The organism is Pseudomonas sp. EL_65y_Pfl2_R96 (genome assembly GCF_963970905.1).
Lineage (GTDB): Bacteria > Pseudomonadota > Gammaproteobacteria > Pseudomonadales > Pseudomonadaceae > Aquipseudomonas.
Window position 1 is genome coordinate 114324 of the sequence record NZ_CAXAQH010000007.1, and the last position, 15033, is coordinate 129356.

A 15033-nucleotide genomic window follows, 5' to 3' on the forward strand; every position below is an offset into this window, starting at 1 on the left:
GGTGTCGATTCCTTTCGAGAAAGCAGCGACAGTGCCCCCAATTGGAACCTGCAATAGGTTGATTGGAGTATGGTCAATTGATGAAGCTGTCACCGGCTACTTTCGACCCAAAGCTGTACTTCACTAAAGGCAGTTAACGGCCAAAAGCGGACGGTAGATAATAAAAAACAACTCGCCAAAAATATCGGTTAAAAAAGGCTAATTTCGGCCGGAGCCAGTATGTCGCTAACTGCAGCGATCTACTGTAGGTCGGACTATACGCTTGAGAAAAATTACCAAGTGGACTCTTAGCTCTGCCTAAAAGCCGATTTTTATGCCCTATTATTCTTGCGCAAATTGGTGACAATGCTTACGTTAGCAAACATTGTCACTGCTTAATTACGATACTTTTGTTACTTCAAGAATTCCATTCTGTCGGCGAACATGGAGCCCCTCTCTTGAAGCATTTCTTTCGAAATAGAAATATATCGCGTGCCATGCTGAAGAATTTGGGTTTCTGTTAACAAAATCGGTTAGGGCGCTATACGCGGCAGGCCCTTCTTTGACAATAATCCTCTCTACAATGCCGTGCATCGGCAAACTTTTACCTTTGTTTAGAATTAACCAAAGCGTGTTTAATTCAATATCTATCTGATCCGCCATAATGCTTTGAGCAAACCAGCTATTCCAGTCTTCAATTTTAATTTGGTCATGAAGCTTCAGGTATTCATTAATGGATGTGACAAGCTGCTTGTTTGCCCAGTCCATACCGGATTTCGCACAAATCAAGAGCAGCTTTCTTCTTTCCAAGCTTTGACTGTCAACTGTTTCTATAAGACTTTCAGCTTTCGACAAAACTGTCGCGTCAATCTCTCGTGGTGTTTTACGGTTTTTAAATGGTCCGCCCAGGTTAATGTTTTTAATTTTGCCGTCTGGAATATACATCATCGAATTATGTAGTTGTTCGATAATGCCAACCATTTCAGAGCTTTGCAATGTCCGGGAAAAGACAGCTTCCAAACCGCCTTTCACTATTGCATCAGTAAAATATGGGATTGCATGAATCCAAGAGTGAATTTGTTGAATGCTCGCTGTTTCCAGTTGGTCAGTGGCAGCTTGAGCGAATTCCGGAGAGCCGAGTGCGCCAAGAGTTATTTGAATATCATATCGGTGCATGGGATCAGTCAGGGGGGCGTTCGCAACTTCAGATAGCAAGTCGATAACCTCCTGAGAAACGTCTTCTCCTCCATTACGACTCAAGTAAGAAAGAGGATAAACTTTACCCCCGGTCTGCTTCGTTCGACACATTCCGCGAAAATGAGCCTTCCACCAACTTGTCGACATGTACGTCACACTAAAGCTTTGCCAGAGTCCACCATATTCCGCTTCTTGGAATGCGGCTTCTATTAGCGCGCTCTGGGAGCCATCTGAATATTCTTCTACAAAAAATGTTGCTACAGCTCTAATAACTAATGGGAGGCTAGTGTCAACAACAACAACTTTCCAGTTGATCGAATCATCTTCACGCAATTGAAAAATAACTTCAGCAATTACGGCGGAGGATAAAGTACTTGAGCCTTCCTTTCGAGCTCTCTCCAAAAGAAGCTCAAGGGCCTCGTTTGTTGCGAGCGTTATTGCACGATGCCAATCCAAATCCCATAGTTCTCTAATGTCTTCGTACCCAAGCACGACTTTTAGGCAGTCGAGCATGAGCTCGCTACTGGCAACTCGAACTAGGATGGTTGCTCGCTCATAAACATCACGATCGCTGTTTAAAAGTGCACTCCGAATGTCAGGGTGCAGTGGCTTGCAGAAACCGTCAGCGATCAAATTACCAATTTGTATTCTGATTTGATGTCCACCTCTAGTTAAGGCGTACGCTAACTTTGAAGCAACCATTTCCCGAAGATCTGAGCTAACAGAGGCGCCATTGACAATACAACGCGCAGCCAGCCTCAATGAAGTATAGAAAATATCATCATCTCGATCGATCTGACGACGCAGCAAGATATCCGCGTTGTCAATTTTCTCTACGGCAAATTGAATCGCTTGAGCCCATGGGCGGCGATAAACATTCTCAAGCCAATCGTCTGCATCGAGTCTACCGGCAAAAGCCAGTACACAGCCGGCCAAGTATTCTTGAATCGTAGGAATGCTAAAAGCAAGTCGTGGCCCCCTACGCTCAAGGAGCCCATTTTGGACGAGTGCATCAATGCAGTCGTCACCAATGGGGTCGCCGAGCGCTTTACTGAGGCATAAACGTGCCATTGATTCAGGAACTGCTGCTTCATTTCGTTCAAGAGATAAAAGCGCAATCGCTTCGGCTCCACGTCGTAATTGTGACTTTCCAATTGTAGACTTAACTACCCCTTTATGCCTTTCTGGCGAAAGTGCATGTAGGATGTAAAGTTCCAATACGTCTGATCTACTGGTGGGGATCACTCCACTTTTCGGCAGTGTGGCGGCATAAATTGCGAGAAACAGCGGAGTTCGGCAGAGCAGCTCTAACTCCTCATAGGCGCGAACATGACTCACGCTTCTTTGTATGTCGATTTCTCCTCGAGTGCGAAGGTAGGCTCGCAACATCTGAATCATTTGGTCGTGATCAAGCCGCTGCAACCGAAACAATTTGAATAGAGGTGGGAAAGATGTTACAGAAGCATCGCGAGCTCCGACCAATACTGGCATCTCTGGGAAGCGTGCCACCGCACGGCCAACCATGTTAATTAGTGCAGCTCTGGAGCTGTCATTAAGCTCATCGACGCCATCAATGAATAAGACTGCGCGTCCCTGTTCACAAAGCGCTGTCCAATCTATAGCCACTTGGTACTGAGCGTTATAGTCGGTATTTAAGTAATCCTGTATTGTGGGATGGTCAGGCAACCGCTCGGCATGTATGAAAGCCGGGACAAATGTTGTTTGATGTGCCAAGCGGCGAACTGTTGCACGGAGTAATGTTGACTTACCGTGACCTGCTCCGCTTTCCAGAATTACTAATCTCATTTCCGGCGTTGGGAATTCACGTAAATCTACTTCATCACCATTGTATCGGTGGGCACGCCATGGATCCTCATCATCAAAATTTGCCTGTTCGGTTTTTTCAAGCGACACAATGGTAGGCCAAACAAGCAAGTCATCTTGATGCATTGAAATAGATGTGCCAGGTACGCCAATATGATCCACCTGTGTGGCTATAGCTTGGCCATATCGCTCAAGTCCATCGGACTGAGTGCCAAAGACGCGAATATGATATTTTTTAAACAATGTTTCTGATAACTCATTCGCCCGGAAAGTATGACGAACTCTGGCGGCCCCACCACAGCAATCCCGCAATCGACTGTATAGGGCAGATGGGGTATCAGAGGCATGGGGCATCCAGTCCCTTATTCCTGACGTTTCAACTGAGCTCAGTGTTACAAATTCTGCACGGGTTCGCTTTACCACAAAAAATGCATCATCATCAGGTAAAGAAAGTGCATTCAATATCAAATCAGCAATTTCGCTATGCTTTTTATTAAGAGCGTCACGCCACTCTCCAATATTTTCTTTTCCTTGTGCTCGCTCTAACGTCTCCCGCAGATTTTCCAGCGCCGAGCCAAAAGTTCCGAGGACTAGTCGAAACTGATTTGAATCTGTACGACTTTTCTCAGCCTGTTTCCTAGCGGAGCTCCAAAATTTTACCCAAGCCTCACCTTGAAGAGCTAGTTGCTCTTTTGCCTGAATGTAAAGCACCGACCCATTCGCGTAGCTTACGACTATATCATCGATATGTTCGGGGGCCTCTACACGTACCGAAATAACTCTCGAGTGCCCATTGACTGGCGCCCGAATATCGAGTAATGCGCCCAAGTAAAGCGCGGTGATACTGTTTTGGTAATAAATTCCCGACTGCGTTGTCGGACCTCCGGACTCGGCCAATTTGCCTCCTTGTAAATCGAATTGTATCTATAGATAGGGGGGGACCGCGTGCTTCATCTAAATCATGCTTTTGGGCTATGTACTCCATTCTGGGAGATGAAAGCAAAGTAAGACACGTTCGCTAACCTACGTATTCCACTGCCTTAGTGCTACGCGCTTATGCCCTCGTTAGGCATTGTAGAAGAAGTAGTGCTCAGCGATCTGAGGTTTTAGCAGCAGCTTGCCCGTTAAGCAATTAGCAGCCATAGCTACTTTAGTGGTGGGTGCTGCATTCTCGACAGAGTAGATCAGCGGTAAAAAAATATGCTTAGCTCCGCTTATCTTATGCAGATGGTCGGAAAAGTCGTCCGCGAACGGAAGCTAATGGCCGTTTTCTGCCTGTCACGACTGACCAGGTTGGCTGCAAAAATCTCACTTCAGATGAAAGTCGCTTTCCATCAAGCGCAGTCTCTCGATTGCAGCTATGAAATTTAGGGCGATCATGAGCCCACCCAGAACGCCAAATAACCGGCCAAATTCGTTTCCGCAAATAAGTTCCCACCCCTTGATTCCAGAGGCCTCCAGAGCATTAATGAATACTGCCTAGCGGAAATGAATAAAACTTAAAGTATTGAAATATAAGGATTAATCTTCGGACTTGAAAACCGTCGACTGTAACAGGTCCATGAGTTCGAATCCCATCGCCTCCGCCATCTTATGTACGACAAAGCCCTGATTATTCAGGGCTTTGTCGTTTCTGGGGGTTGAGCGGCGTCCTCGTTTTTTGAAGGCGTTACAAAACTATTTGGTAACCGTTACAAAACTTTCCTGATTTTCCGTGCTCCCCCGGCTTTCTGCTAAACGATCACACCTCCTCTGACTGCTACGCTCTTTCCTATCAACGGAGGAATACCATGCCCGCTTAGGCTACCCCATTCCCTGCTTTCCAAGATCAGCAAAACTCAACTCGCCCTTGAGATCGCCACCCCGAGTGCTACCGATGCGCACATCCTTGAAATGGCTGGTCGACAAAAATAAAAGAGAGATGCTTGCTTTCATGGGAGCGGGAATCGCGGTCGTCATTGGTGGCGCCTGGACTGCCTTCATGTATTTTCAGAACAAACCGGGTTTCCCCCTGAAAATTGAAGCTTCATACAATGCCTGTATCGGCGCCGAGAAAGAACGTTGCCCTCCAAATACAGTGTTCTTGACGTGCGGACAGAGCGTTGCCGATTGGGCAAAGAAAGAGTGTTCTGAATACTTGATCACGCCAGTTTCCTCGAAAGGTGGGGGCATGTGCGGATACTCCGTAATTGCAATCAAGTGCACATCTGGTAACTAACAGCTACGTTCAGCACACGAACGCTGAAGGCTGCTGCCCGAGCAGAGCTACACCACGATTCTAAAGGGGGTAGGCATGACGAGGTCGTCTCTAGCGCCAGAAGACGCCATTCGGATCATCGAATCCGCATTCACCCCACTACGTTGCGTAGCTGAGCGATGGGCGACATGGTCGGGGTCGATGTGATCGACACGTAGCCGTTGTAGATGATGCTGCTACCGCCTGGCAGGTTGAGACGAAGCACTCGCACCTGCTTGTCATCGTCAGCAGCCTCGCAGACATCGACATAAGGCTTGGAAGGATCGTCCGCCACCGTTATGTTCAGCGTGATCGGGTTCTTGGTGGTCGGCATCTGGCGATCGTCATCGTCAGCCAGAAAGCCGTAGGTCAGGAACTGTTGATCACCACCACTGGACGCCAGTTCGGTGATCTGCGAGATTTCGGTAAACGACGTGACTTCGCGCACAGAACCAATACCGGAGCCGGCCGGATACTGCTGAACGTTGGTGGTGTTGATGCTGCCCAGCGCAAAGGTGCCGCTGGCGATTACACCGACCTGAACAGCTCGGCCGTCCAATCGCGTCCAGCCCGAGTTCACCGCAATAATGTCGCCCTCGGCCAAGCCATGCGCGGCGGCCGTGGCCACCGCCGGGTTCGCATTAGTCAGCGCAGTAAATGGGATTGCAGTGCCATAGGCGGAAGCAATTTCGAAAGTTGCGCCGTTGGGCATTTGAATGCCGGCCATGGGTTTTTCCTCTTTTCAGAAATGAAAAAACCCGCTCAGTGGCGGGTTCATTGGTCATCGATTGAAATGGTGAGTGGATAATCCAGGCGCTTCGGCTTGGCTTCAGACTGGTTGTGCAGATCCATTGTCGAGTTTGCGAGCTAGTTCGACATTCATCTCGAACTGTTCGCCAACATCGATCATCGTGCGGCGGCTTTCCTCGATTGAGCCTTCCTGAGTCCAGAGAAACGGAAAGAATGAAAAACACTGATCGGCTTTCAGTGCCTGCAAGTCGCTACGCCAGCCATCCCAGCGCAGGCCGTCGTAAAAGATTGCGAGCCGATCGCTCAAGGCCCAGCCAAGAAAGTCGGTATAGCCAATGTCCAACTGCTCCCAGCGCAGCGTGTCGGGCGCCCAGTAGTACATCGCTCCTACATCATCGCCCAAACCGCCGCCGTTGATGGAAAAGAACCCTCCAGCAGCATCGTCCGCGACCAGCAGATAAGCATCAGCTCGGCCGTCGTTCCAATCAACAAGGTTTCGTGGCAGCTGAGGATGCCCGGAGCCGAGCACGCGTAACCAGCCATGGTCGATAAGCAGACCACCAGTCCCGTAGGCGATCGCACCCAAAGTCGATCTGGTCGTAACCTGAAGGCCAGAAAGAACTCGGCCGTTCTCGGTGGACGGGGGTAGTAACTGATAGTTTAGGGTGGCTTCTACCAGCATTTTTTCAATGAGAGGCAGCGCGGGGTCGCGGCTATCTATCAAATCTTCCAAACTTTTCATCTACCGATCCTTGGGAAAAGGAAGCGATTATAGCCGCATAGGCAATGGAGCGGATTGGAGCTCGGGGTGATAACAAATCAGCTATAGACCCGTGTCCGCGCGGTACATGAACGACACGGGTACAGTAAAAGTTGTGTCGTCGGGAATGCCTGGGCCAGGGTCAACTGGCGTCATGGTCACGACGGTCAGTGCGCCCTTCGTGTTCCGTTCGTACAGCGGGAACAACGCGGCGATCTGGTCAGCCAGTGCACCGGCCGCACCGCGATACTTACCCGAGGGCGTCACGATGCTGACCTGAAATACACCGGTGTACAGCTTGTGGTCACCGCCGAGCGTGTTGCTTGCGGTGTCGCCCGGCAGCGTGAACGCCTTCAGGTAGGTGGCGCCGTCCACCGGCGTGTAAGCCTCGTTTTCGACGACAACCTTCAGCGGTACTGGCAACGCCTTCGCCCAATTGATCAGCTTGGCCTCGTAGATCGAGGCAATGAGGTTATGGCTCATACCTGGTTGTTCCTGATGGCTTCGTCGACGATCCGTTGAAAGCGGGCCAGAGTGATTCGGACCATTCCGCCGGGCGCCTGCTTCGAATGTCCGTACTCAAGCGGCACCGCATAAGGCAGGTTGTTCACGATGTACGCGGTCTGGCCGATGGTCAGGGCCTGCACCTGGGTCATGAGCACCGCAACCGACACGTTGCCCGATGGGTCGATCTGATCAAGTTCGCCATCGGCCGGAGTACCGATAGAGAACTGCCAGTTCCCGCGGAATCGCCCGCCCATGTAGTCCTTGCCCCCGACCAGGCCGTTTACGTTGAAGTTCTGGTCGCGCTCAGTCTTGGTCAGAGGCTTGGCGTACTTCACGCCGCGTTTCAATTTGCCGGCCTTGGTGAAGTTGCTGTCGGTCAGATTGATGACCGTACCGCTGACAAGCGCTGCGCCAGACTGCGGCGTCAAGGATGCACCCTTGGCGAGATTGCCAGCGTCACCGGTGTTGATCGAGACAAGGTCGCCGCACGTATCACCCTGGGCGAACGACTCCTCAGTCTTGAGGTTATCCCGTGACCCGACGCCAGCGGGCAAGGCGTCTGCTGATTTGGCGCGGCTCACTCCCGGTGATCGCCATCTTCACCTTCCTGATGCTGCTCAGCGCTCTGGCTGATCGCGTCACTCAGTAACCCACCATTTCAACGCTGCGTGCATCGCGGAAAGGAACACTCATGTCCACGAATATGCGGATCTGGGATCTGGTCGATACCACCGATCCGAGCGCCACCAAGAACTTCACCGGCATGGGCGGCTTCAAAGGCACCGCCATCAAGCCAACCTACCTGATGCGCAAGGCTACTGAGATCTTCGGGCCGTGCGGTGAAGGCTGGGGCTGGACTGTCCTTGAGGAACGCTTCGACGAGGGTGCACCGCTCCAGGCCCCCACCAAGGAATGGCCCGGCGCCCCGCTCATTAACGCCAAGCTGCACACAGTGAAGATTGAGCTTTGGTATCTGGGTAAAGAGGGCCAGAAATGCACTGTTCAGCGCTACGGTCACACGCCGTTCGTGTTGCTGCAGCAAGGCAAGATCATTACCGACTGGGAAGCAGCGAAAAAGTCGCTTACTGACGCCATTGGAAAATGCTTGCAGCCCCTGGGCTTTGCAGCAGACATCCACATGGGCATGTTCGACGATGCAGCGTATGTCGAGACTGTTCGCGATGAAGTGGCGATCGCCAAGGCAGAAGACAAGCAGCAAGAGATCGAGCGCCAGCAGCAAGAGCGCCTGGAATTCATCAGGTCGGTTATCGACACCATGGCCGGCGCCCAGTCCGCCCAGGAACTCAAGAAGATCCACGACACCGCTGTACGCAAGCTGAGCCTCCGCACCGAGGAACTGGCTGGTCCGGCACTGGCCTGGACAATAGACAGCATCGAGGGCGCCCAGCAGCCCGACGCCGGTCAGCTGCAACTGCCCTTCGCCCGTCGCTTCGACGTCGACCACCTGATCGAGAAGTACAGGGTCTGGGTCGAACGCGGGCACAGATACCCATGGCTGGCTGACGCCACGCGCGATCCTTGCAATCGCCAGCCCGGTGAAACACGCGAGGTCGCTGTGTGCCGAGCCGTCGTATTCGCCCAGACCGGTATAACAGTCAGCGTCCCCGCCGACCTCGTCCAGTTATAAGCCCCCGATTGACAACTCACAGCCTGCCGGTGAGCGGCGTATAGCGAAAGAGTGTTCTCCCTGCACATGACCTCGCCATCCATGGGCCGGTAAAGAGTCATGTAGCAGGGTGAACAGCTGAAACGATACACCACCCGAATTAGACCTGACAATTTATACCTATCGGCCTGCCGGTGAACGGCGGGCGAGGAATCGCTATGTTCGATTTTCAAACGGAATCCACGCCCACCGCTCGCAAGGTGCACAAGTGCAACGAGTGCCATGGGCACATCGAGCCCGGTCAGAAATACCAACTCATCTCCGGAAGCTGGGATGGAGACATGGGGGCGTTCAAGACCTGCATGCCTTGTCTCGCAGCTCGCACCTGGGCCATTGCTCAGCCCGAATGGGGCAGCGATGGCGAGCATCTCTATTACTTCGGCCAGTTGGAAGAAGACCTGTCCTACCTGGCACCGGAAATCACCTCACAGGACGGCCGCCGATTCCACGCCTACCGCTTGCAGGTACTCATGTGTCGCCGTCGGCTCGCCGCTAAGACGCTGCTCAAAGTGGCTTAACCCAATAACCACCTTCTGCCGCCACGCGCGACATGGAGCATCAACATGGAAACTGAAATTCTCTCAGACGAAGAACTGGCAGATCTCACCGGCTACAAGGCCAGGGCCTACCAGCGGCGCTGGCTGATTGATCGTCATTGGGTGTTCGTCGAAAGCCGCGGCAAGCGTCCACTGGTTGGACGGATGTACGCCCGCATGAAGCTGGGGATGGTCTCCCCGACCATCGCTGACCCAAACCCTCCCCCGGCGACTCCGGCATGGACGCCCGACTTCTCTCGAGTGAACTGATATGCGACCCCGCAAGGCCGAAACACGCAACTTACCGCCCCGGATGTATCAGTGGACTCGGAAACGGAAAAGCGGAAAGGACTGGATTGCCTATTACTACCTGGACCTGACCGGTAAGGCGATCCCGCTGGGCAAAGACTTGGACAAGGCCAGGATCAAATGGGCAGAACTTGAAGCCAAGGAAAAGCCGCTCGACCTGCGCACAATGAAGGGCATCTTCGACCGGTACATCCGCGACATTGTCTCCAAAAAAGCACCGCGCACTCAGAAGGACAACCTGTCAGAGATCAAGCAGCTCCGACCGATGTTCGACAGCGCCCCCATCGACTCGATCACCCCGGCCACGATTGCCGGTTACCGGGATGCACGGACAGCGAAGGTGCGGGCGAACCGTGAGATCGCCACCCTCTCCCACGTCTTCATTATCGCCCGGGAATGGGGGCTGACGACCAAGGAGAACCCCTGCCAGGGCGTGCGCAAAAACAAGGAAACGCCCAGGGACTATTACGCGAATGATGTGGTTTGGGATGCTGTTTACAAGAAGGCAGCTCAAGAGCTGAAAGACGCAATGGACCTGGCTTACCTGACCGGGCAACGGCCCGCGGATGTCCTGGTCATGCGGAAGGATGATATCGAAGGGGAATATTTGGGGGGGCAGCAGAACAAGACGCACAAAAAGCTTCGAATTCAAATGACGGCCGATGGCAAGGCAAACAGCCTGGGCCTGCTGATCGCAAAAATGGCCGAGCGCGATGCTCAGCACATTTGCAGCTATCTGATCGTGAGCGCGCGTGGTAAGCGCATGACCGCGAAGATGCTTCGCGATCGGTGGGACAAGGCTCGGGAAAAGGCCAAGAAGGAGGCGGATGAGCTCGGCGACACTCTGCTGGCCGAGAAAATCGGTAGCTTCCAGTTCCGTGACATCAGGCCAAAAGCTGCGTCAGAAATCATCGACGTCGCCGACGCGAGTCTGCTCCTAGGGCACACCAAAGGCGACATCACGGAGCGCGTTTACCGACGCATTGGCGCCATTGCGAAGCCGTCAAAATAGCCCAAAAACCCGTTACAAAACTCAAACTTCGCCCCTTGTAGAATGCGGTCTACAGAGGTGGCGAAAAACAAAAGTATTGAAACGAAAAAGCACTACAGGCCACGGTTTTAGCGACTTTAAATAGCGGTCTTGAAAACCGTCGACTGTAACAGGTCCATGAGTTCGAATCCCATCGCCTCCGCCATTTTTATACGACAAAGCCCTGATTAGTCAGGGCTTTGTCGCTTCTGGGGTTTGGTGAAAACCTCACCGCTCGGGATGTGTTCCATAACTATTATGGGCGCGTTCCATAACTCAGCCCGTTTCGCCCCGACCTCCGGCGTCCTGCCGACCGAAACACAATCAAACCTCCCTGCAATACCAAGACTGCGCGTACAGAACACCGTGGACTTCTTCCAGGCCGCTCAGCGTAAAACCGAGTGTTGCCATGCTGGTTATTCGAGCATCAAGTTCGCGTCATAGGCGCGGACGTAAAACCCCGTCCAGTTGCCGGCCGATCCGATCAGGCGCATTCGACACAAGCCGGCAACCCCGCCGACCGTGTCCGGTCTGACAAACACCAGCGGCGGCTCTTGGGATGTCACCGGACGCGCAAAGTACGTCGTTGACCCAAGTCCTGAATCTTCGGTCGGGGCGAACCGACCGGAAGAGATCACCATCAGCCTCGCATACTCAGAATCGATAATGACCGTGCCGCTGTTGTTCTTGAACTCAAGTCCATATCCCATCAGCTGAACCTCATCACGATCAGGCGCATGGTGCTGGCCGCCGAAGGGAACACGCGTCGAAATCGTGCAGGTATCGGGCCCGACCTTTATTGGGCTGCTATCAGTACAGCCAGACAGCAACGCCAGGGCCAAAGCCCCTACGATCAATTTCATGCAGGTCACTCCTGTGGAATGGGCTGGAAGACATCACTGGTTTGCAGTTTTACGAACCACGCGCGTATTGAAGAATTGCCCACAGAGACTGCGCGATAATGGCTTGCTGACATCTGAAATCGACCAGTTTGGCGAATCTCGCCGTAGCACAATTGACGCACCCGAGGATGAACATAAGTTCATCGAAAACATTGTTCTATACGTCTAGTCTGCGGGTTCCGACATAGTGACTACAGGAGTAACCCACCATGTTTTCGCACGAAAGCATCCCGCTGATCATCATTTTCATCATCATGCTGCTTGGCGTGCTTACCGCCGTCCTCCATCCGGTACATGCGTTCTATAGCTGGCTTCAGAGGCGCAGGGAAAAATCATCCGCCGAGATCGCGAAAGAGGTGGATTCGCGCTGAGGTTTTTTTTAACGAGCCCGGCTAAGTCAGGGCTTTTTGTTGCCTGTTTGGATCAGCGGAAACAAAAAAGCCCAGCGCAGGGCTGGGCTCATGCTGCCGCGGCAGATCTACTTTCGATAGAAGCGCCGAAAAACCGTTTTTCCGTCATATAGTCGCTTACAGATTTTTCGAGATGCAAGCACGCACAGCAGGAAAATAGCGCCAAAGACAACCCAGAGCACTGTCGAGTTAGTCGTGATGAAGCTATGGAACAGCTTGGCTCCCCACCACCCCGCAACAACACAAAGAATCAGGAAAAAGACCGCGACGCCTTGGGGAGTACCGTAACGGACCTCGGCCTGACAACCTCGGCAGACTTGAGCGCCCCATGGCACTTCGTTCATACAGTGGGGGCAGGTAACAGTGTGATTGCTTGCCACGAACTCATTCCTTTGATTGATACTAAAAAGCGTTGCAGTCTACGAGATTTCCAAATAGCAAGAAATCACTGGCACTGCTTCCCTTCCCGCCCTCGTCCACACGATCAATTTCATGCAGGTCATTCCTGTGGAAAGGCGGGCAATGTAGCACTGGGAGGATGGGAACGAAAAAGCCCGGCGCGAACCAGGCCTTTCGAGTTACGGATCAAACCATCTCCACCGGTGGTTCTGGCCAATGCGCGTTTACAAATTCACGCAGCTCCTCTTCGGTCTCGAATACCAGTCCTTTCATATCGGTTCCATCAGGAGCTGTCTCGAATGGTTTTCCAGTGAAGATGTTCCGAACATACAGCTGTTTACGCTCTGTCATGTGCAATCTCCGTTGCATGTAAAACTGACAGAATCATGCAGGCTTCCGCCGGCCATTTACAAGCTGCGAACGCCGACATCTGTACGAATGCCCAGTAACTCCCCGCCACCCGCCGATAGTAGCCTTATGACTCCATCGGAACGGATATTGATATGACCATCGACCTAGTGATGCCCCCCGAGACCTCTCAGCTTCTTAAAGTCGCGATTGATGAGCGCTACCCCGACTTGAAGCACTTGCATCGAAGCGTTGAAATCACTTCGAAAAATCCATGGACTGGAACCATTCGATTCCACAACCCAACGAGTTCCAGCAGCGCTATCTTCGACTTCGCACCGGGAAGAACAGACGGCAAGCCGGATCTGTACATCATCAAAGACTGGAATGACTAAATAACCACATCGCAACGGATTCCCCAGTCCTTTGCCTGCAAGCCCAAGGACTGGGATTGCGCCATTTTCGGCGCGCTTATGACCTAGAGGTCAATATGAGTAGCTTTGAAGGGGCCCTTATCAAGCATGGGGGTGTTACTTTCGCAGTCGTGATAGTCAAGCACCACTACACAAATTCTTCATCTGCAGCACAGCCAGTCCGCGCATCGTTCCAGCCGTACTTTCCTGGAGTTCCCGTTGTTCTGGCGTCACAAGATTCTCGGGGAACCTTCCGGTATCACGGTCGACCAGATCTGGCCAAGCTGCTTGCAGGACTTCACCCTTCGCAGATTCCGTGGATGAAATACAGCACGTAACTGCAATTGTGTCATGCGGGGTTTCTCCTTGTTTTCTGCTGTTCATGAGCATTCCAGCGGGAATCCCGCATCATGTGGTTGATTGTGCATCTCTGTGCCTGAGAGCCAGGCGTGTTCGGTCCAACCATGGGCCGCCGAAAACGATCACTTCAGACGGTCGTCCATAAAGGTGGTGCAGCAGAAAAGGTCCAGAGCCGAACGTGGTTGAGTCCTCTCCAGGTAGCGCCGGATCGCCACCAAGAAAAATCCCGGCGAGGTTCGGGTAAACCGTGCGCCCGGCTTCCATCACGATCATGTCCCCGGTTGATCGACCCGATAGAAGCCGGCGGCCTCGTAATTCGCCTCGTATAGTAACCTCGTCCCGTTCGTTGCCGATCAGGCCGTCACGCCTTTGCGAATACTCGGCCTGGGAGATGAGCCCGGCTTTCTGCTCAGCATCCAGCTTTTTCTGAGCGTTGCTGTATTCCGCCAGAATTGCCGTGAGTTGGTTTTTGGCATAGTTGAAACCGCTTAGATCTACGCCGCCTGCTGCTACGGCGGGATCCTTGTTCTTGTTCTTGATGTTTTGAATCGTCTTTGCCACGTAATCGGGCTTGACGAGCGGGCTATCCGGATTTGTCTTGTGTAGATCGTCGACAGACCGCTGATACTCCTTAATCAGCTTGTTGCGCTTCTCGGAATTGGTGAGGTTGGAATCGCTGATCGCTTTCAGCTTCTGCTCAGCCTCAATTGACACTTTTCGACGGACCATTCTCTTCTGAAGCGGGTAATGCCACCCAAAGCTAAAATCCCAGGATTGATGTGTCGCTGGTTGGAACAGCGTCGTGCCAAACGCCGTTAGCGGCACGCATCAACTCGAGGCCCCCTGCGGGCAAGATACCGGCAGCGCCAGTAGTATCTTCGTAGGCGATATCGCCATCAATCATGAAAGTGACCGTTGCAGTCCCTGAGTGTGGATGCATACCAGAGTCGGCCTTCCCGCAGTTTGCACCTAAACCGAAAATAGCCAGAAAGACAAAAGGCTTCAAAATCTCGCCCAAGTCAGCCGGGCTCATAAGTCTTGTTAAAGAGCCAAGGTTTTTTCCTTTGGTACGATGAATAATGGAGCGTTGCAGAACTTCGGCGGTCGCATTCATGTGAGCTCTCTCGAGGCACTAGAAGATATTGTTGATCAGTACTTCGACTATCTGGGACTGAGGTTCGAACAAGAGATGTTGCGCAACGTCAGGTTGGAACGAAAGCGACTCCAATGACTAACGTGAAGCACAGAGGAAGGAAAGCCTGCTGCTCATGTTAGCTTCAACAGGGCGGCAATCTACAGCCAACCCCCTTGAAAAAGACAAAACCATGTGAACCAAAACGTAAGTAATTTCCCCCAACGCTTTCAGGCACAAACAACTCTAGTCCA

Annotated in this window: 15 protein-coding genes and 2 pseudogenes; 7 read left to right on the top strand and 10 right to left on the bottom strand. The window is 52.4% G+C overall.

Translation table 11 applies throughout. The features are described 5' to 3' along the window. Window positions 1–378: 378 nt before the first annotated feature. A complete protein-coding gene (locus AACY49_RS10240) occupies window positions 379–3897 on the bottom strand; it encodes an NACHT domain-containing protein (protein ID WP_339523435.1) in 3519 nt (1172 codons plus the stop codon). A 979-nt stretch (window positions 3898–4876) separates the two neighbouring features. Here AACY49_RS10240 and AACY49_RS10245 point away from each other — a divergent pair. Beyond that, complete coding sequence (locus tag AACY49_RS10245) at window positions 4877–5218, top strand: hypothetical protein (RefSeq protein WP_339523437.1); 342 nt, start codon at window positions 4877–4879, stop codon at window positions 5216–5218. Between the two features lie 130 nt (window positions 5219–5348). Here the strand turns inward: AACY49_RS10245 and AACY49_RS10250 are convergent, their stop codons facing one another. The 4 genes from AACY49_RS10250 to AACY49_RS10265 all read right to left on the bottom strand — a co-directional run bounded on the left by AACY49_RS10250 (window position 5349) and on the right by AACY49_RS10265 (window position 7834). Then, on the bottom strand, window positions 5349–5963 hold the full coding sequence (locus tag AACY49_RS10250; protein WP_339523439.1) for a phage tail protein: 615 nt from the start codon (window positions 5961–5963) through the stop codon (window positions 5349–5351). 102 nt (window positions 5964–6065) lie between these two features. Continuing rightward, window positions 6066–6728: a DUF2625 domain-containing protein gene (locus tag AACY49_RS10255; RefSeq protein ID WP_258700215.1), complete on the bottom strand. Its 663-nt coding sequence runs from the start codon at window positions 6726–6728 to the stop codon at window positions 6066–6068. An 81-nt stretch (window positions 6729–6809) separates the two neighbouring features. Continuing rightward, window positions 6810–7229, bottom strand: a complete 420-nt coding sequence (locus AACY49_RS10260) for a phage tail terminator-like protein (RefSeq protein ID WP_339523442.1) — start codon at window positions 7227–7229, stop codon at window positions 6810–6812. Next, window positions 7226–7834, bottom strand: a complete 609-nt coding sequence (locus AACY49_RS10265; RefSeq protein ID WP_339523444.1) for a hypothetical protein — start codon at window positions 7832–7834, stop codon at window positions 7226–7228. Before AACY49_RS10265 ends, AACY49_RS10260 begins: the two co-directional genes overlap by 4 nt. Before the next feature lie 110 nt (window positions 7835–7944). Between AACY49_RS10265 and AACY49_RS10270 the strand changes: the two genes are divergently transcribed. The 4 genes from AACY49_RS10270 (at window position 7945) to AACY49_RS10285 (ending at window position 10797) form a co-directional block, all read left to right on the top strand. Beyond that, window positions 7945–8901 (top strand): hypothetical protein, encoded by a 957-nt coding sequence (locus AACY49_RS10270; protein ID WP_339523445.1) that lies wholly within the window; start codon window positions 7945–7947, stop codon window positions 8899–8901. 197 nt (window positions 8902–9098) lie between these two features. Further along, entirely contained in the window at window positions 9099–9458 is a 360-nt protein-coding gene (locus AACY49_RS10275) for a hypothetical protein (protein WP_339523447.1), read from the top strand. A 45-nt stretch (window positions 9459–9503) separates the two neighbouring features. Further along, complete coding sequence (locus tag AACY49_RS10280; protein ID WP_258700210.1) at window positions 9504–9746, top strand: DUF4224 domain-containing protein; 243 nt, start codon at window positions 9504–9506, stop codon at window positions 9744–9746. Between the two features lies 1 nt (window position 9747). After that, window positions 9748–10797, top strand: a complete 1050-nt coding sequence (locus AACY49_RS10285; RefSeq protein WP_339523449.1) for a tyrosine-type recombinase/integrase — start codon at window positions 9748–9750, stop codon at window positions 10795–10797. Between the two features lie 449 nt (window positions 10798–11246). Here AACY49_RS10285 and AACY49_RS10290 read toward each other — a convergent pair. Next, window positions 11247–11525, bottom strand: a pseudogene (locus AACY49_RS10290) (hypothetical protein); the annotation flags it as partial. Between the two features lie 401 nt (window positions 11526–11926). Between AACY49_RS10290 and AACY49_RS10295 the strand changes: the two are divergent. Continuing rightward, window positions 11927–12088, top strand: coding sequence for a hypothetical protein (locus AACY49_RS10295; protein ID WP_258700208.1), 162 nt, complete (start codon window positions 11927–11929; stop codon window positions 12086–12088). Window positions 12089–12712: 624 nt separating this feature from the next. On the opposite strand, the gene AACY49_RS10300 is transcribed toward AACY49_RS10295, so the two are convergent. Next, window positions 12713–12877 carry a hypothetical protein gene (locus tag AACY49_RS10300; protein ID WP_339523451.1) on the bottom strand — a complete coding sequence of 55 codons (165 nt, stop codon included), beginning with the start codon at window positions 12875–12877 and terminating at the stop codon, window positions 12713–12715. 152 nt (window positions 12878–13029) lie between these two features. Between AACY49_RS10300 and AACY49_RS10305 the strand changes: the two genes are divergently transcribed. After that, a complete protein-coding gene (locus tag AACY49_RS10305; RefSeq protein ID WP_339523453.1) occupies window positions 13030–13269 on the top strand; it encodes a hypothetical protein in 240 nt (79 codons plus the stop codon). Window positions 13270–13425: 156 nt separating this feature from the next. Here AACY49_RS10305 and AACY49_RS10310 read toward each other — a convergent pair whose 3' ends face one another. The 3 genes and pseudogenes from AACY49_RS10310 to AACY49_RS10320 all read right to left on the bottom strand — a co-directional run bounded on the left by AACY49_RS10310 (window position 13426) and on the right by AACY49_RS10320 (window position 14761). Then, entirely contained in the window at window positions 13426–13671 is a 246-nt protein-coding gene (locus AACY49_RS10310; protein WP_339523455.1) for a hypothetical protein, read from the bottom strand. A 24-nt stretch (window positions 13672–13695) separates the two neighbouring features. Continuing rightward, a pseudogene (locus AACY49_RS10315) lies at window positions 13696–13976 on the bottom strand (phage tail protein); the annotation flags it as partial. A 431-nt stretch (window positions 13977–14407) separates the two neighbouring features. Continuing rightward, a complete protein-coding gene (locus AACY49_RS10320) occupies window positions 14408–14761 on the bottom strand; it encodes a pirin family protein (RefSeq protein WP_339523457.1) in 354 nt (117 codons plus the stop codon). Window positions 14762–15033 lie beyond the last annotated feature (272 nt).